The organism is Noviherbaspirillum album, assembly GCF_035916955.1.
GTDB classification, from domain to species: domain Bacteria; phylum Pseudomonadota; class Gammaproteobacteria; order Burkholderiales; family Burkholderiaceae_D; genus Noviherbaspirillum; species Noviherbaspirillum album.
On sequence record NZ_JAWIIV010000006.1, the window covers coordinates 125,415 to 142,524 of the forward strand.

A 17,110-nucleotide genomic window follows, 5' to 3' on the forward strand; every position below is an offset into this window, starting at 1 on the left:
TCATGCAAGGCAATGCCTAGGCGATGCGCTTGCCCATGATGACCAGGTCGCGCTCGATGCCATCCAGTGTCGCGACTCGCGGCATGTTGGCCCAGCGCTCGAAGCCGAAGACTTCGAACAGTTTCAGGCTCGGCAGGTTATGACCGAATATGAAGCCGAGAAGCGTATGCACGCCGATGGAGGGCGCATGAAGGATGGCCTGGTCGAGGAAATAACGCCCCAGCCCCTGGCCGCGCGCGTTCTCGTGTATGTAAATCGACAATTCTGCCGTCCCGGAATAGGCGGGCCGGCCATAGAAATTCGAATAAGACATCCACCCGAGTATCGCGCCCTCGTGTTCCACAACCCACAGCGGACGGCGCTCAGGCGCATGGTCGGCGAACCATTGATGTCGCGATTCGACGCTGACAGGTTCGGTATCCGCGGTCACTTCACGCGAAGCCACGGTACTGTTGTAGATATCCACGATGGCCGGAAGATCATCGAAGCGGGCAAGCCTGTGCGTATAGGCAGGCCGGGAGGTACTGGAAGACCGGGAAGCTTGGGGCGGTAGAGACATGAAGCGAAAGAATGTTGTTGGAGTTGTTATAAGGTGTGCGTGGCGCGGGACGAACGCAATGCCGCCCCGAGCAATTCTTCAATGCGGGCCCTGACGCGCTGCCCGCTTTCATCCGCGGAGAAATGCACGCCGATGCCCTGGGCCTTGTTGTTGGCGGCACCGGCCGGTGTGATCCAGGCCACCTTGCCGGCGATCGGATACTTGGTCGGGTCATCCATCAAGGTGAGGATCAGATAGATTTCGTCGCCGATGCGATACGGCTTGGAGGTCGGGACGAAGATGCCGCCGTTGTTCAGGAACGGCATGTAGGCGGCATACAGTGCGGCCTTCTCCTTGATCGGCAATGACAGTACCGAGGGACGCGATACGGCGGAAGCTGTGGAAACACCAGACGCGCCAGACACACTTGACGCACTTGACGCACTTGACGCACTTGACGCACTTGATGCATTAGGCGCTGCGGATGCTGTGGCCTGGGGTGCCGCAGAAGTATCAGCCATGGCGAACCTTCATCGGGAATGAACGGAATCTTGAAAATTCAGCGTGAATCATCGGGCAGCTTCAAAAAGAGAGGCATAGTCGAGCAGCATGTCTTCAATGAACAACTTTGCCGAAAGCGGATGGCCGGCGACGGCGCGCCGCTCCTTCACGGTTTTCAACACGCGCAGCAGCTCGTTCATATCTACCCGTTCGGCCAGCCTTACTATTTCCTTCTGGTAACGAGGATAATACCGGATTCTTTCAGCAAGTTTTAGCGAAAACATGTCGTAGAGCCAGCGCTGCAACCATGCAACAAGGTCGTTGAGCGGCACTTTCTGCATCCGGTCGGCGGTTTTCAACGACGTTTCCACGCCGGGATGCGCCAGCGTACGGAGAAACTCGTCCATCACGTCGCGCACCTCGCTTTGCGCAAGCGCATAGGCGGCCAGCGGCGCGCCTCCCTGCTCCGCAAGCCAGACATCGGCATCGTCCACGCCCTGTTGTTTCAGCCAGGCGAGCGCCTGTTCCGGAGACGGCATGGACAGCGCGAATTTCCGGCAACGGGAAAGTATGGTCGGCAGCAGGCGATCGATGCTGTTCGACACCAGCAGGAACATCGTTGCCGGCGGCGGCTCCTCCAGGGTTTTCAGGAGAGCGTTCGCGGCCGCGGTGTTCAAGGCTTCGGCGGGATAAAGCAGGATGACACGCATGCCCTGCCGGTGCGTGGAAATATTCATGAAGTCGGCCAGCGCGCGGACCTGGTCGATCTTGATTTCTTTCGAAGGCGCCTTGGTGCTCTTGGCTTTCTTGGTGTCGGCGGCATCGGCAGCATCACCGTTTTCCCCTTCGCCTGCCTCGCTCTCATCCAGCAACTCTGGCCGGACCCGACGGTAGTCGGGATGGCTGTATTGCGAAAACCAGCCGCATGAATCGCAGCGGCCGCAGGGATGACCACCGTCCGCAGGAGACTGGCAGAGCAGAGACTGCGCGAAGCGTTCGGCAAATAGCGTCTTTCCTATGCCTTCCGCGCCGTGAAATAGAATCGCATGCGGCAAACGCTCGCGCAGCTGCTGCAGTTGCTGCCAGGCACCGTCTTGCCAGGGGAAAAGTGATGAACTCATACGCGACTGCGCCTATGGATCACAGGGTTGCCGCGATATCGCGCAGCTCCTGCCGAATGGTCTCGATGGGCCGGGTAGAATCAATGACCCGGAAGCGATGCGGGAACTGCTCGACCCGGCGCAGGTAGCCTTCCCGCGTAGCGGCAAAAAAATCCGCCTTTTCCTGTTCGAACTTGTCGAGCTCGCGGGTCGCATCGAGCCGGGAGCGCGCCACGTCGAGCGGAACATCAAACAGCAGGGTGAGATGCGGTTGCAGGTGCGGATGCACCCATTGCTCGAGAGCCACCAGCTTTTGCTCGGCGAGCTTTCGGCCGCCGCCCTGATAGGCGAAGCTGGCATCGGTGAACCTGTCGGAAATCACCCAGTCGCCGCGCGCAAGCGCCGGTTCGATCACCTGCGCCAGGTGTTCGCGGCGGGCGGCGAACATCAGCAGCGCTTCGGTCTCGATATGCATTTTTTCGTGCAGCAGCAAATCGCGCAGTTTTTCACCAAGAGGCGTGCCGCCCGGCTCCCGGGTCACGATTACCCGTTGCCCGCGCGCTTTCACCAGGTCGGCGAAGTAGGCAAGATGGGTCGATTTGCCGGCGCCGTCGATGCCTTCGAAAGTAATCAATTTGCCAAGTATCATGGTGCAGCCACTCAAATGTTCTACCCGGCATTATCGCTGGTATTTGTTGACGGCGCGGTTATGGTCGGCAAGATTGTTGGAAAATTCACTGGTGCCATTGCCTCTGGCGACGAAATACAGGACGTCGGCCTTGGCCGGATTCAATGCCGCCTCTATCGACTCGCTGCCAGGCAGCGCAATCGGCGTCGGTGGCAGTCCGGCCCGGGTGTAGGTGTTGTAGGGCGTGTCGGTTTCCAGGTCGCGCTTGCGGATGTTCCCCTGGAACTTGTCGCCCATGCCATAGATGACGGTAGGGTCGGTCTGCAGCAGCATCCCGCGCCGCAGGCGGTTCACGAACACAGCGGCAATCAGGTTGCGTTCCGATCTCTGGCCTGTTTCCTTCTCGATGATGGATGCCATGATCAGCGCTTCGTACGGCGACTTGTAGGGAACGGACGGGTCGCGCCGGGCCCAGGCTTCGTTCAGGCGCTTCTGCAGCAGGCCGTACGCTTGCTTGTAGATCTGCAGGTCGCTGGAACCCTTGGCGAAACGATAGGTATCCGGGAAAAACAGTCCCTCGGGCGCCGTATGATCCGTGGTGATCTTTGCCAGCAACTCCTTGTCCGACAGTGCCGCCGTATCATGCTTGAGCGCGGGATGCGCGGCGATCGCCTGGCGCATCTGCCGGAACGACCAGCCCTCGATGACGGCAAGCGCCTCCTGCGCGAATTCGCCGCGCACCAGCTGATCGATGAGGGCAAGCGGTGTGGTGCCCGGCTTGACTTCATAGTGTCCAGCCTTGAGGCGCGGCGCCTTGCCGGTGGCCCGGGCGAGCACCTCGAACACGAGCGGGTTGAGCGGGAGTCCCGCATCGGCGATCTGGCCGGCGGTGCTGCGAACGCTGCTGCCCGGCTTGATGGTAAATTCAAGCGGCTGCTCTCCGGTGCCGATGATCGGCCGATAGGCAATGAAGGAAACCCCCGCCACGGCAAGCGCGGTCAGCAAGACAATAAAGAGGAGAAATTTTTTTATCAAAGCCGCGCTTCCATTCAAATCCAGTCAAATCGATATCGTCCCGGTTCCATGCTTTCGGCTCACGCGCTCAACGCTGCCGGCAAGGAAGCCGGCGCAGCCTTCGAACAGGATTTTCGGGACATCACTATAATCAACCCGAAATGATAATGGTTATTTAATCAATCTCTAAGACTCGATCCATGAATACTTGGTTGCAATTCCTCGCTGTGAACGGCGCCCGCGTCGATGAACATGATTCATCGGTCCATTTCGACAGCACTCCACCGGCGCCCGAATTGCCGCGCATCTACGTCGCGCCGCTGACCGATCAGGGGTTGATCGCGCTGGAAGGCGACGATGCCGCGAGCTTCCTGCATAACCAGATCACTAACGATGTCGAGCATCTGCCGGCAACCGAAGCCCGCCTTGCCGCCTATTGCTCTCCCAAAGGGCGCATGCTGGCATCGTTCCTGATGTGGAAAACCGAGCGGGAAATCCTGCTGCAGCTGCCGCGTCAGATACAGCCCCCCATCCAGAAGCGCCTGCAGATGTTCGTGCTGCGCGCCAAGGTAAAACTGCAGGATGCCGGCGACCGGCATGCGTTGATGGGCATCGGCGGCACCGGCTGCAGCGAATTGCTTGCCGCCTGGTTTCCGGTGCTGCCGGCGCAGCCGTTCGCGAAGATCGATTCCGACAACGGCAGCCTGATACGGCTACCGGATGCGTTCGGCGCGGCGCGCTATCAGTGGATCCTGCCGGCCGAAGCCGCCCAATCCCTATGGCCGGAAATCACCAGAAGCGCGACACCAATCTCGACAGAGGCATGGCGCCTTACCGAAATCCATTCCGGCATCCCGCAGATCACGCAGCCGACGCAGGAGCAATTCGTGCCGCAGATGGTCAACTTCGAATTGATCGGAGGCGTCAATTTCAAGAAAGGCTGCTATCCGGGTCAGGAAATCGTCGCCCGCAGCCAGTACCTGGGCAAGCTCAAGCGCCGCATGCTGCTGGCGTCGGCGTCGGCTGAGGCCAGCGCCGGCATGGAAGTGTATTCAAGCGCCGACCCCGATCAGCCATGCGGCATGGTGGTGAACGCGGCGCGCAATCTGCAAGGCGGTACTGACATGCTGGTGGAGATCAAGGTCGCCGCGGCGGAATCCGGCACGGTTCATCTCGGCTCGGCCCAGGGGCCCGCGCTGAGCTTCGCCAGCCTGCCCTATGCCCTTCCCGCCTGAGGCCCGGCCATGGCGTCACTCGACCTTTATGTCTATTACCGCGTCCGTGACGACGATGCGTCCGCCCTGCTGGCGCGTGTAACGGCACTGCAGCAATCGCTGGCGCGGGAATGTGGTATCGTCACCGGACTCAAGCGACGCCCCGAGAGTCGTGAGGGCCGGCAGACATGGATGGAAGTCTATTTGTCGGTGCCTCCCGACTTCGAGGCGAAGCTTGAGCAAGCCTTGTCGAGCCAGAGGCTGTCGAGCCTGATCGATGGCGCGCGCCATACCGAACATTTTGTGGATATACCACCATGTGCCTGATTGTTTTTGCCTGGCAGGTAATACCCGGCGTACCGCTGGTCGCAGCAGGTAACCGTGATGAATTCTTGAGCCGGCCCACCGCATCCGCGGCATGGTGGACCGATCGTCCGCAAATCTTTGCGGGCCGGGACCTGCAGGATGGCGGTACGTGGATGGGCGTGACGCGCGAAGGGCGCTTCGCGGCCGTCACCAATTTCCGCGATCCGTCAGTCAAGCGGCCCGAGGCGCCATCGCGCGGCGCGCTGGTGGCCGACTTTCTCGCGGCTTCCTCGACGCCCGAGGAATTTATCGCCGCACTGGAGACGCATGCGTCCGAATACAACGGATTCAATCTTCTGGTCGGCGACAGGAATACCCTCGTCTGGTTTTCGAATGCGGCACCGCAGGATGAACGCAACGGCAAGCCGCTGGCGGCGGGGATCTACGGCTTGTCGAACGGGTCGCTCGATTCTCCATGGCCGAAGGTGGTGCGCACCAAGGCGCAGTTCGCGAGCCTGATATGCCAGGGCGCGCCGGAGGACGCCTATTTCGAAATGCTGACCGACACCACGCGCGCGCCTGACTGCAGGTTGCCGAAGACCGGCGTGAGCCTGGAGTGGGAACGCGTTCTGTCCGCGGTCTGCATCCAGTCGCCAGAATACGGTACCCGCACCTCCACGGTTGTCAGGCTGTTCGGGGACGGCAGCGCGGCGCTCGACGAACGCCCGCTGCCCTGATCGGTCTCTCCGTGACTCAGGCCGGCGCCATCTCCGGCCTCAATTTTTCCAGGCGCTGGATGGTGTCCTTCCACGCCTCGGGCCAGGCGACGCCCTTGCGCAATGTCGTATCCGCGTACACGTAGATCAGTTCGCCCGAAATCAGGTGCTGCTCGCCGAGATGGATTTCAACTACAAAGCGCGCCGATGTGCGTCCGAAGCCCGCGGACCTGACACCGATATCCAGCACGTCGTCAAACCGCGCCGGCGCCTGATACTCGATGGTCGCCTTGCGCGCGAACATCTCGCGGCCCTCTTCTGCCTGCTGCATGACCGTCGGCAGTCCGGTGGCGCGCCAATATTCGGTGAACGCCACATCGAAGTAGGTCAGATAGTGTCCATTGAAGACGATGCCCTGCATGTCGACTTCCGCCCAGCGCACCCTCAGGGAATGGAAAAAGGAAAAATCTTCACGTGCCATGTTGCTCCTTCATTCAGGCTTTCAATCGGTCTTTCACTCACTCAGGAAATCACGGATCAGGCGATTGATGCGCTGCGGCTGTTCATGGATGACCCAATGCGATCCCTCTGGAATCCGTTCCACCTTCAGATCATCGACCATGCCTTCGAGCCCGTCCAGCAGGGACTTCGGCAACGCCGTATCCTGCTCGCCCCAGATGACGCGTGTCGGAACCTTGATGCGGAAGTTTTCAGGATCCAGTTCCAGCTTGAGCGGACCAGGATGGTCGTCCGTCGGCGGATGCAGGGGCGAAGCCCGGTAATAATTGACACCGCCGGTCAATCCGCGTGACCAGCAGGCATGGTATTGCGCGCGCACTTCGTCGGTGAACCATGGCGTCGGCGATTGTCCCAGGCTGGTGAGCAGGCTTTCCACCAGCTTGAATTCATTCTTGGCCAGCGCCGCTTCGGAGCCTTCGGCGCGCAGCCAGTTCATGTAGGCGCTGGACTTGCGCTGCGATGGATCCTGCGCCAGAGCCCGCATGAACAGGTAGGGATGAGGCGCATTCACGATGATCAGCTTTTGCAGCAACTGGGGCAAGGCAATCGCGAAATTCCAGGCGATCGCTCCGCCCCAGTCGTGCGCAACCATGACGAACTTCTCGTATCCCAGGCTGCTTGCCAGCAGCCGCAAATCCTCGACGATGTGCTTGGCCTTGTAAGCTGACAGGTCGGCCGGCATGGATGAAAGATTGAAGCCGCGCAGATCGGGTGCGACGGCGTAGTAGTCACCACCGAACTCCCGAAGCTGTGCTTCCCACTCGTACCAGAACTCGGGAAAGCCGTGAACGAACAGCAAGAGCGGCTTGCCCTTCTCGCCGGCGCTTGCATAGTGCAGTCGCATTCCGTTCGTCAGTTCCGCGTACTGGCCCGCCTTGATTTCTGCTGTCATGTTATCTCCTCGCTGTGGCCGTCCCGCTGGCTACGCGGCCGGAACGGCGTGTTCCTGCATTCTTGCCGCACGAATGCCGAGTTATTGCTGCCTCAGCTTGGCCTGCAGCATTTCGCGGATCTGCGGCGCGGCGGCGAAAGGATCGCTGGGATTGCGCTGGGTAATGATGTCTTCCATCCGCGTCTGGACATTGCCGAGCGCCTGGGGATGGGAGTAAATATAGAACTGGCCGTCGCGGATCGCATTGAAGGTGCGTTCCGCGACTTCGGCGGCGGTCACCTTGCCGGAAGAGACAGCCTTGTCGGAAACGGCTTGGGCGACTGTCTGACTCAGCGTCGGGCCGCCCTCCTCCTTCACGTCATCGGGCCGATTACGCTCCGACTTGCTGATGCCGGTCGGCACGAAGTACGGGCACAGCACGGAGGCGCCGATCGGAGCGCCGATCAGTTGGAGATCCTGGTACAGCGTTTCCGACAGCGACACCACCGCATGCTTGGAGACGTTGTAAATACCCATGTTCGGCGCATTGAGCAAGCCCGCCATTGATGCCGTGTTGACGATATGTCCCTGGTAACCTTCTTCCTTCTTCGCGCATTCCAGCATCAGCGGCGTGAAGGTGCGCACGCCATGCACCACGCCCCAGAGATTGACACCCAGCACCCACTCCCAGTCTGCAATCGAGTTTTCCCACACAAGGCCGCCGGAACCGACACCGGCATTATTGAAGACCAGATGCACGCTGCCGAATCGCTGCATGGTGGCGTCGGCCAGGGCCTGCACCTGCTCGGCCTTGCGCACATCGCATCGCATCGCCAGCACCTCGGCGCCTTGCGCTTCGAGTTCGGCATGGGTGGCGTCGAGCGCATCCTGCTGCACGTCCGCCAATACCAGCTTCATGCCCAGACGCGCGCCGATCTGCGCGAATTCCTTGCCGAAACCACTTGCGCCGCCAGTGATGACGGCGACCTTGCCCTTGAAGTCGTTCATGTGTTCTCCTGCCTCTCGCTACTCTCGTTATTGAGATGGAATTGATTGAATATAAAGGGATCCGCTTCCTTCGGACGCATCCGGTACATCAGACTTTCTTGAGCTGAAAACCGATGCGCGGGAAATGAACCACGACCTCTCCGGCGCGCGGATCCTCGCGGCGGACCGCGAATTCCGACAGGGTGGACAGCACCAGGTCGCCTTCGACCGGGTCGAGCGCATAGTCGGTCGGCGTGATCGTCACGCGCTGGCCGGGCGATACGCCGTGTGTATCGTGGAAAGCCTTATCCTGCCCTGCCGCCGGCGAGGAAGCGCGCGCAATCGCGACCGCCTCCTCCGATGCCAGCGCTTCCGACTGATGATGACCGAAGGCCGCCATGCGTGACATCCATTCACCGACACCGGGTGCGATGTCCAGTATGTCGGCCAGGGGCTCGGCTCTCTGCACGAACCACAGGCAGTGATACACCGAGAAGTCGGCAATCGTCGCCTGCCGGCCCAGCAGGAAGGGTTTTCCGTCGGCCAGCATGCTCCCCAGGCGATGCAGATACTCGGTCAGCGCGCCGGTGGCTTCGGCGACCGACATGCGCGGCGCATTGCCGCGCATTGACGCACGGTCGATGGAAAACGCCTTTGCCTGTTCGGGCGTGACATTACCTAGCAGGTAGGGAATCGCGGACGGCTGGAACACATAGGCGACCGCGGTCCAGAACAGCGTGGCGTCCGCCCACTGGGCCAGCATGCGCGCCAGCCCCGCGTTTTCCTGCGGATACAGGCTGGGCTCCGGCGCAAGTCGTTCCAGCACATCGGCAATCAGCGCGCTATCGCAATAAATGTCCGCTCTGATCTGCATGAACGGCGTCCGGCGGTAGCCGCCGGTCAGCGCAGTCACGTCCGGCTTGGGCATGATGGTCGGAATGATGACCGACTTCCATGCCAGTTTCTTGTAGCCGAGGATGAGGCGGACCTTTTCCGAAAACGGCGAGATCGGGTAGTGATGCAGGATGATGTCGTGCATGCTGTCTCCTCCTTATTATTTGCCGCGGACTTGCCGTGGCAATGCCGGTGCGCGCCTGCGCAGGCACCGGGATGCCGGCTCAGACTAGGTTCAGACCAGCTTGACCAACTGCTTGCCGAAGTTCTTGCCCTTGAGCATGCCGATGAATGCTTCCGGCGCGGACTCCAGCCCCTGCGCGACCGATTCGCGGAACTTGAGCTTGCCGGTCGCGACCAGCGTGCCGAGTTCCTTGAGCCCTTGCGGCCATAGGTCCATATGTTCGGACACGATGAAGCCGCGCATGGTCAGGCGCATGGTCAGGATGTTGCGTACGTTGTTGAGCGCCATCGGTTCGCCGTCGTAACCCGCGATCAGCCCGCAGAGCGCGATACGGCCGAATGGATTCATGCGGGCGACGCATTCGTCGAAGATCGTTCCGCCGACGTTTTCAAAAACGGCATCGATGCCATTGGGCGTGGCGCGTGCCAGGTCGTCGACGAGATTGCCCGCCTTGTAATCGACGCAGGCATCGAAGCCGAGCTCGTTGACCACGTAGTCGCATTTTTCCTTGCCGCCTGCAATGCCTACCGCACGGCATCCGCGCAGCTTCGCAAGCTGTCCGACCACGCTGCCGACCGCGCCGCTGGCCGCGGATACGACGATGGTCTCGCCTTCCTTCGGCTGCATGATCTGCGTCAGCCCGTACCATGCGGTCATGCCGGGCATGCCGACCGACCCGAGATAGGCCGACAGCGGCACATGCGTGGTGTCGAGCTTGCGCAGCATGACGCCGTCGGACACGCCCATCTCCGACCAGCCCAGCATGCCTTGCACCTTGTCGCCGACGGCATACTTAGGATTTTTCGACTCCACCACTTCGCCGACCGTGCCGCCGATCATGGTTTCACCGATGGCCTGCGGCGCCGCGTAGCTCTTCACGTCCTCCATGCGCATGCGCATGTAGGGATCGAGCGACAGGTAATGATTGCGGATCAGCACTTCACCATCCTTCAGTGCCGGCGCCTGTACTTCTTCGAGGCGGAAATTTTGCGGCGAGACGACACCCTTCGGGCGTGAGGCCAGCACCATGCGCTTGTACGTTGTCATTCTTAACCTCGCATTCTGAGAAACACCGGCTGCAGCGCAGCCGGCGCCAATCGTGGTTGATCTTATTGGTTGAGCTTGTCGGCCACGTCCATCCGCTTCAGGTACTTGAAGGTGCCGGACGCCTTGGCCACCAGGGTGTCGCCGCTCCAGAGTTCGCCGTCGCAGAAGCACATGCTCGTCGAGCGATGCACCGCCTTGCCCTTGGCGACGAGCCGGGAGCCCGCCCTGCCGGAAGGCTGGAAGAAACTGGTCTTCATCTCGACGGTCACGCCGCCGCGCGCATTCGCATCGAGCGAGCGCCCGGCCATCGACATGACCACGTCCAGCAGCGTCATGACGACACCGCCGTGCGTGACATGCCAGCTGTTCATGTGGCGATCCTTCAGTTCCAGCGCCACCTGCGCCTCGCCGTTGCCCATGCCGAGAAATTCCACGCCCATGTCATGCAGGAAGGGAATCTCGACCGGGAAATCCTGCGCCTGCGCTTCGGTATTCAGCCGACTCATCAGTGAACCGCCGATACGCCGCCGTCGACCGCGAGGATCTGGCCGGTGATGTGCTTGCCCGCATCCGACGCGAACAGCAGAGCCGCGCCCTTGAGGTCTTCATCGTCGCCGATGCGCTGCAGCGGCGCGCGCCGGGTCAGGTTGTCCACGCCCAGGTTTTCCAGCAGGCCCTTGGTCATCTTGGACGGGAAGAAACCCGGAGCCAGCGCATTGACGGTGATGCCGTGCTTGCCCCACTCGCCGGCGAGCGTGCGGGTGAAGTTGACCACCGCGCCCTTGGAGGTGTTGTAGGAAATGGTCTGCATCGACTCGGGACCGTTGCCCGACAGGCCGGCGATCGAGGCGACGTTGATGATGCGCCCGTACTTGCGAGGGATCATCGACTGCTTGCCGACTGCCTGCGACAGCAGGAAGATGCTGCGGATGTTCAGGTTCATCACCTTGTCCCAGGCCTCGACCGGATGGTCTTCGGCGGGCGCGCCCCAGGTTGCGCCGGCATTGTTGATCAGGATATCGATATGGCCAAGGCGCTTCATTGCTTCCGCGACCAGAGGCGCGACATTGGCTTCCTGCGACAGGTCGGCGGCGATCGCGCTGGCTTCGATGCCGCGCTCCTTCAGGTGGGCGACGGCTTCGTCGAGATCGGATTGCTTGCGCGAGGACAGCACGATCTTCGCACCCTGCTCGCCGAGCGCTTCGGCGATCTGCAAACCTAGGCCGCGCGAGCCGCCGGTGACGAGCGCGGTCTTGCCGTTGAGGTCGAAAAGTTGTTGGATGGTACGCATGGGCATCTCCTTCATTGGTTCTGTTTTTTCATTATCCCGCACTTGCAGCCGCCGTCAGAACCAGGCGTCCTGCATGTCGAGCGTGGTGGTGTCGATACTTTCCAGCAGATCGAGCTGCGGCTGGATCTTTGGCAATTCCCATTTGAAGAAATAGGCGCAGGCCTGCAGCTTGCCCTGGTAGAAATCGGCGTCGTGGCCGGCCTTGCCTGCCGCGGCCGTTGCGACGAGGGCTTGCTGCAGCCACATCCATGCCACCACCGCATGCCCGAAGGCTTCCAGGTAGACCGAGGCATTGGCCAGCGTCTTGTTCATGTCGCCGGCCGCATACAGGGATTGCGTCACCTTTTCGATGCGCTGCAGCGCCGCGCCAAGCGCATTGCCGTAGGCAGCGAGGTCCGGCATCTCGCCCGCCTTCGCGATGGTCTTCTGCACTTCGCCGCCGAAGGCCTTGAACGCGGCTCCGCCCTGCATCGAGACCTTGCGTCCGAGCAGGTCCAGTCCCTGGATGCCGTGCGTGCCTTCATGGATCGGATTGAGGCGGTTGTCGCGGTAGAACTGCTCGACGTTGTACTCGCGAGTGTAGCCGTAACCGCCATGCACCTGGATGGCCAGGCTGTTGGCTTCCAGGCACCATTGCGACGGCCAGGATTTTGCGATCGGCGTCAGGATGTCGAGCAGCAGGCTGGCGTGCCGCTTCGCATCTTCCGACTCCGCCGTCTTTTCCTCGTCCACCAGGCGGGCGCAATAGAGGTTGAGCGCGAGGCCGCCCTCCACGTAGGACTTCTGCGCCAGCAGCATGCGCTTGACATCGGTGTGCTGGACGATCGGGATTTGCGGCTGGGCCGGGTCCTTGGCCATCGGGTGGCGGCCCTGCGGACGTTCGCGAGCGTACTCGAGCGCGTGCAGGTAACCGGTATAGCCGAGCACCACCGCACCTAGGCCGACGCCGATGCGGGCTTCGTTCATCATGTGGAACATATTGGCTAGGCCCTTGTGCTTCTCGCCCACCAGGTAGCCCACCGCGCCGGCCTTGCCGCCCGGCTTGAACTTGCCTTCGCCGAAGTTGAGCAGGCAGTTGGTCGTGCCGCGGTAACCCATCTTGTGATTGAGCCCGGCGAGCACCACATCATTGCGTTCGCCGATCGAGCCGTCCGCATTGACCAGTTTCTTCGGCACGATGAAGAGGGAGATTCCCTTGACGCCGGGAATCAGCTTGCCGTTCTCGTCCGGCACCTTGGCCAGGACCAGGTGCACGATATTCTCCGACAATTCATGCTCGCCGGCGGAGATCCACATCTTGTTGCCCTTGAGCCGGTATGTGCCGTCTTCCTGCGGTTCGGCGCGCGTCACGATGTCCGACAGCGAGGAGCCCGCCTGCGGCTCCGACAGGCACATGGTGCCGAAGAAGCGCCCCTCCAGCATGGGCTTGACGAAGGTTTCGATCTGCTCGGGCGTGCCGCACTTGAGCAGCGTGTTGGCATTGCCGATGGTGAGGAAGGGATAGGACGAAGTGCCGACGTTGGCCGCCTTGAAGTAGGCGAAGCTTGCCTTTTCGATCAGCACCGGAAGCTGCATGCCGCCGTAGTCATAGTCCTGGCCGGCGGCCATCAGGCCGGCGTCGCAGAAGACTTTCAGCGCCGCCTTCACCTCGGGAATGATATGCACTGCCTCGCCGTCGAAGTGCGGTTCCTGCTGGTCGCTCTTCTTGTTGTGCGGCGCGAACAGGTCGGTGGCGATCTTCTCGCAGGTATCCATGGCCGCGGTGAAGGTTTCGCGGGAATGGTCGGCGTAGCGGGCGCGCTTGGTCAGGGATTCGGCATCGAGCCATTCGTAGAGCAGGAAGTCGATGTCGCGCCGGGAAAGGATTTTCGATTGCATGATGTGCCCCGCGCGCTGCCGGATCGAAGAATCGCCGGCGGCGCGTTTCAAAAGTTTCGGATGACTGTTGCCAGGAATTTGGACATCGCCATGTCCGGTCCGGAAATGCATGTGGGCGCCTCGGCGCCCACATGCTTGATTGCATCAGACCACTTCGAACAGGCCGGCGGCACCCTGGCCGCCGCCGATGCACATGGTGACCACCACGTACTTGGCGCCGCGGCGCTTGCCTTCGATCAGCGCATGGCCGGTCAGACGCGCGCCCGATACGCCGTAGGGATGGCCGACGGCGATCGCGCCGCCGTTGACGTTGAGGCGGTCTGCCGGGATGCCGAGCTTGTCGCGGCAGTACAGCACCTGCACCGCGAAGGCTTCATTCAATTCCCACAGGCCAATGTCCTCGACCTTCAGGCCCGCCTTCTTCAGCAGCTTGGGAATCGCGAACACCGGGCCGATACCCATTTCATCCGGCTCGCAGCCGGCGATGGCGAATCCGCGGTAGATGCCCAGCGGCTGCAGGCCTTTCTGCTCGGCCAGCGTGCTGCTCATGACGATCGCGACAGAGGCGCCGTCTGAGAACTGGCTGGCATTGCCCGCAGTGATCACGCCGCCGGGAATCGCGGTGCGGATCTTGGAAACGCCTTCCATCGTAGTGTCGGCGCGAATGCCTTCGTCGGCGGAGATGGTGACTTCGCGGGTCAGCAGCATGCCGCTTTCCTTGTCGGCCACGCCCATGATGGTGGTCATCGGAACGATTTCGTCGTTGAACTTGCCGGCGGCCTGAGCGGCGGCGGCGCGCTGCTGGCTCTGCACGCCGTACTCGTCCTGGCGCTCCTTGCTGATGTTATAGCGCTTGGCAACCGTCTCGGCGGTCTGCAGCATCGGCCAGTAGATTTCCGGCTTGTTCTGCTTGAGCCAGACTTCGGCCAGCATGTGGGAATTGGCTTCGTTCTGCACGCAGGAAATCGATTCCACGCCGCCGGCCGCGTAAATGTCGCCTTCGCCGGCGATGATGCGCTGCGCCGCAGTGGCGATGGTCTGCAGGCCGGACGAGCAGAAACGGTTGATGGTCATGCCCGCGGTCGTCACCGGGCAGCCCGCGCGCAGCGCGATCTGCCGCGCTATGTTGCTGCCGGTCGCACCTTCGGGCGTGGCGCAGCCCATGATCACGTCCTCGACTTCGCCCGCCTCGATCTTCGCACGCTCGATGGCGGCCTTGAGCACATGGCCGCCCAAGGTGGCGCCGTGGGTCATGTTGAAGGCACCTTTCCAGGATTTGGCCAGGCCGGTGCGGGCTGTGGATACGATGACGGCGTCAGTCATTTGAGGCTCCTTGAATTGAATTGTGGATGTTCGAATCAGTGCTCGAGCTTAGTAATCAGGCTTGGTAATCAGGCGAAAAACTGGCAAACATGAGGCGATGAGATTTTTCAAATTCGAGAATAGCATAGTTTTAGCACGATCGTTCGCAAAAGAGTAGATTTTCATGGACCTTCCCGAAAGGCGCGATATACCGCAGTCGGGCAGCCATTGCTTTGCTTTCAGACAAGCGCAGCTGTAAGTTTCTGTAAGTTTGAAGCAAGCGTCCCGTAAGGTTCGGGTCGCACACTCCAAACGTGCAATATGGGCAAGAAGCTTTGCACAGAATATTAATTATTTGAGTTTGAGGAGATAAGCATGGCGACAGTACAGACTACGACTGCACCTCGCGGCATGACGGCGGAGGAGCGGAAAGTCATTTTCGCATCCTCCCTCGGGACGGTATTCGAGTGGTATGACTTTTATTTGTATGGTTCACTGGCAGCGATTATCGCGAAGCAATTCTTTGCCGGTACCGACCCGAATACGGCGTTCATTTTCGCGTTGCTGGCATTTGCCGCGGGCTTCATCGTTCGCCCGTTCGGCGCACTGGTCTTCGGTCGCCTCGGCGACATGATCGGCCGCAAATACACCTTCCTGGTCACTATCCTGATCATGGGCATCTCGACGTTCATCGTCGGCCTGCTGCCCAACTACGCATCGATCGGCATCGCAGCGCCGATCATCCTGATCACGCTGCGTATCCTGCAGGGCCTCGCGCTCGGCGGCGAGTACGGCGGCGCAGCAACCTACGTGGCCGAGCATGCTCCGCACGGCCGCCGCGGCGCCTACACCGCCTGGATCCAGACCACCGCCACACTGGGTCTGTTCCTGTCGCTGATGGTGATTCTGGGCACACGTACCGCAGTGGGCGAAGCCGCATTCGCCGACTGGGGCTGGCGCGTTCCCTTCCTGCTGTCGGTATTCCTGCTGGCCATTTCCGTCTGGATTCGCCTGGCAATGAATGAATCGCCGGCGTTTGCCAAGATGAAAGCCGAAGGCAAGACCTCCAAGGCACCGCTGACCGAATCCTTCGGCCAGTGGAAGAACCTGAAGATCGTTATCCTCGCGCTGATCGGCCTGACCGCCGGCCAGGCAGTTGTCTGGTACACCGGCCAGTTCTATGCGCTGTTCTTCCTGACGCAGACACTGAAAGTCGATGGCGCCACGGCCAACCTGCTGATCGCCGCTTCGCTGGTGATCGGCACGCCGTTCTTCATCATTTTCGGCACGCTCTCCGACAAGATCGGCCGCAAGCCCATCATCCTCGGCGGCTGCCTGATCGCAGCAGTGACCTACTTCCCGATCTTCAACGCGCTGACCCACTACGCCAACCCGGCCCTGGAAAACGCGATCAAGAACGCACCTGTCGTGGTTACCGCCGATCCGGCCAACTGTCAGTTCCAGTTCAACCCGACGGGCACGAAGAAATTCACCTCCTCGTGCGATATCGTGAAGGCGAAACTGGCGGCTGCTTCGGTGAACTACTCCAATGAAGCGGCTCCGGCAGGCACGGTTGCAACGGTCAAGATCGGCGACAAGGTGATCCAGTCGTATGACGCCAACGGCCTGTCGAAAGACGAGGCTGCGGCCAAGGAAAAAGCCTTCTCCAAGGAACTCGCCGACGCCATCAAGGCAGCCGGTTACCCGACCAAGGCTGATCCTGCCCAGATGAACAAGGGCATGGTTCTGCTGCTGCTGGTCATCCTGGTGCTCTACGTGACCATGGTGTATGGCCCGATCGCGGCAATGCTGGTGGAAATGTTCCCGACCCGCATCCGCTACACCTCGATGTCCCTGCCCTACCATATCGGTAACGGCTGGTTCGGCGGCCTGCTGCCGACCACCGCATTCGCGCTGGTGGCCTACAAGGGCGACATCTACTACGGCTTGTGGTATCCGATCATCATTGCTCTCATCACCTTCGTGATCGGCATGCTGTTCGTCAAGGAAACCAAGGACGACGACATCTACGCCGCGGATTGATTTCCGCGATTCGCCCGGCATGCATGGCATGCCGGGATGCATCAAACCCGACCGCCTGCTCGTCAGGCGGTTTTCTT

The 17,110-nt window shown here is 61.1% G+C and carries 18 protein-coding genes; 4 read left to right on the forward strand and 14 right to left on the reverse strand.

Features of this window, described 5'->3' with window-relative positions; genetic code table 11:
• Positions 1-16 precede the first annotated feature (16 nt).
• The 5 genes from RY831_RS09495 to mltG all read right to left on the reverse strand — a co-directional run bounded on the left by RY831_RS09495 (position 17) and on the right by mltG (position 3,799).
• Positions 17-559, reverse strand: coding sequence for a GNAT family N-acetyltransferase (locus RY831_RS09495; protein ID WP_326506095.1), 543 nt, complete (start codon positions 557-559; stop codon positions 17-19).
• 26 nt (positions 560-585) lie between these two features.
• Entirely contained in the window at positions 586-963 is a 378-nt protein-coding gene (locus RY831_RS09500) for a PilZ domain-containing protein (protein ID WP_326506096.1), read from the reverse strand.
• Between the two features lie 144 nt (positions 964-1,107).
• Positions 1,108-2,160, reverse strand: a complete 1,053-nt coding sequence (locus RY831_RS09505; RefSeq protein WP_326506097.1) for a DNA polymerase III subunit delta' — start codon at positions 2,158-2,160, stop codon at positions 1,108-1,110.
• Between the two features lie 19 nt (positions 2,161-2,179).
• On the reverse strand, positions 2,180-2,788 hold the full coding sequence (gene tmk / locus RY831_RS09510) for a dTMP kinase (protein ID WP_326506098.1): 609 nt from the start codon (positions 2,786-2,788) through the stop codon (positions 2,180-2,182).
• Positions 2,789-2,818: 30 nt separating this feature from the next.
• On the reverse strand, positions 2,819-3,799 hold the full coding sequence (gene mltG, locus RY831_RS09515) for an endolytic transglycosylase MltG (protein ID WP_326506208.1): 981 nt from the start codon (positions 3,797-3,799) through the stop codon (positions 2,819-2,821).
• A 182-nt stretch (positions 3,800-3,981) separates the two neighbouring features.
• Here mltG and ygfZ point away from each other — a divergent pair, with 182 nt between their 5' ends.
• The 3 genes from ygfZ to RY831_RS09530 are packed head-to-tail and all read left to right on the forward strand — an operon-like array spanning position 3,982 to position 6,038.
• The gene (gene ygfZ, locus RY831_RS09520) at positions 3,982-5,016 is read left to right on the forward strand and encodes a CAF17-like 4Fe-4S cluster assembly/insertion protein YgfZ (RefSeq protein WP_326506099.1); all 1,035 of its coding nucleotides are present in this window, start codon (positions 3,982-3,984) and stop codon (positions 5,014-5,016) included.
• A gap of 9 nt (positions 5,017-5,025) precedes the next feature.
• Complete coding sequence (locus tag RY831_RS09525; RefSeq protein ID WP_326506100.1) at positions 5,026-5,322, forward strand: DUF4936 family protein; 297 nt, start codon at positions 5,026-5,028, stop codon at positions 5,320-5,322.
• Complete coding sequence (locus RY831_RS09530) at positions 5,313-6,038, forward strand: NRDE family protein (RefSeq protein WP_326506101.1); 726 nt, start codon at positions 5,313-5,315, stop codon at positions 6,036-6,038. The genes RY831_RS09525 and RY831_RS09530 overlap by 10 nt, the downstream gene beginning before the upstream one ends.
• A 16-nt stretch (positions 6,039-6,054) precedes the next feature.
• Here the strand turns inward: RY831_RS09530 and RY831_RS09535 are convergent, their stop codons facing one another.
• The 9 genes from RY831_RS09535 to RY831_RS09575 all read right to left on the reverse strand — a co-directional run bounded on the left by RY831_RS09535 (position 6,055) and on the right by RY831_RS09575 (position 15,011).
• Entirely contained in the window at positions 6,055-6,498 is a 444-nt protein-coding gene (locus RY831_RS09535) for an acyl-CoA thioesterase (protein ID WP_326506102.1), read from the reverse strand.
• Positions 6,499-6,531: 33 nt separating this feature from the next.
• Entirely contained in the window at positions 6,532-7,428 is an 897-nt protein-coding gene (locus RY831_RS09540) for an alpha/beta fold hydrolase (RefSeq protein ID WP_326506103.1), read from the reverse strand.
• 81 nt (positions 7,429-7,509) lie between these two features.
• Complete coding sequence (locus tag RY831_RS09545) at positions 7,510-8,415, reverse strand: SDR family oxidoreductase (protein ID WP_326506104.1); 906 nt, start codon at positions 8,413-8,415, stop codon at positions 7,510-7,512.
• Between the two features lie 88 nt (positions 8,416-8,503).
• On the reverse strand, positions 8,504-9,433 hold the full coding sequence (locus tag RY831_RS09550; protein ID WP_326506105.1) for a glutathione S-transferase family protein: 930 nt from the start codon (positions 9,431-9,433) through the stop codon (positions 8,504-8,506).
• Between the two features lie 90 nt (positions 9,434-9,523).
• Positions 9,524-10,519 (reverse strand): NADP-dependent oxidoreductase, encoded by a 996-nt coding sequence (locus RY831_RS09555; protein WP_326506106.1) that lies wholly within the window; start codon positions 10,517-10,519, stop codon positions 9,524-9,526.
• Positions 10,520-10,581: 62 nt separating this feature from the next.
• Positions 10,582-11,025 (reverse strand): PaaI family thioesterase, encoded by a 444-nt coding sequence (locus tag RY831_RS09560; protein WP_326506107.1) that lies wholly within the window; start codon positions 11,023-11,025, stop codon positions 10,582-10,584.
• Entirely contained in the window at positions 11,025-11,810 is a 786-nt protein-coding gene (locus tag RY831_RS09565; protein ID WP_326506108.1) for an SDR family oxidoreductase, read from the reverse strand. Before RY831_RS09565 ends, RY831_RS09560 begins: the two co-directional genes overlap by 1 nt.
• Before the next feature lie 54 nt (positions 11,811-11,864).
• Complete coding sequence (locus RY831_RS09570; RefSeq protein WP_326506109.1) at positions 11,865-13,688, reverse strand: acyl-CoA dehydrogenase; 1,824 nt, start codon at positions 13,686-13,688, stop codon at positions 11,865-11,867.
• A 144-nt stretch (positions 13,689-13,832) separates the two neighbouring features.
• Complete coding sequence (locus RY831_RS09575; protein WP_326506110.1) at positions 13,833-15,011, reverse strand: acetyl-CoA C-acyltransferase; 1,179 nt, start codon at positions 15,009-15,011, stop codon at positions 13,833-13,835.
• A 354-nt stretch (positions 15,012-15,365) separates the two neighbouring features.
• On the opposite strand from RY831_RS09575, the gene RY831_RS09580 reads away from it, so the two are divergent.
• The gene (locus RY831_RS09580; RefSeq protein WP_326506111.1) at positions 15,366-17,033 is read left to right on the forward strand and encodes an MFS transporter; all 1,668 of its coding nucleotides are present in this window, start codon (positions 15,366-15,368) and stop codon (positions 17,031-17,033) included.
• The last annotated feature ends 77 nt before the right edge of the window (positions 17,034-17,110 follow it).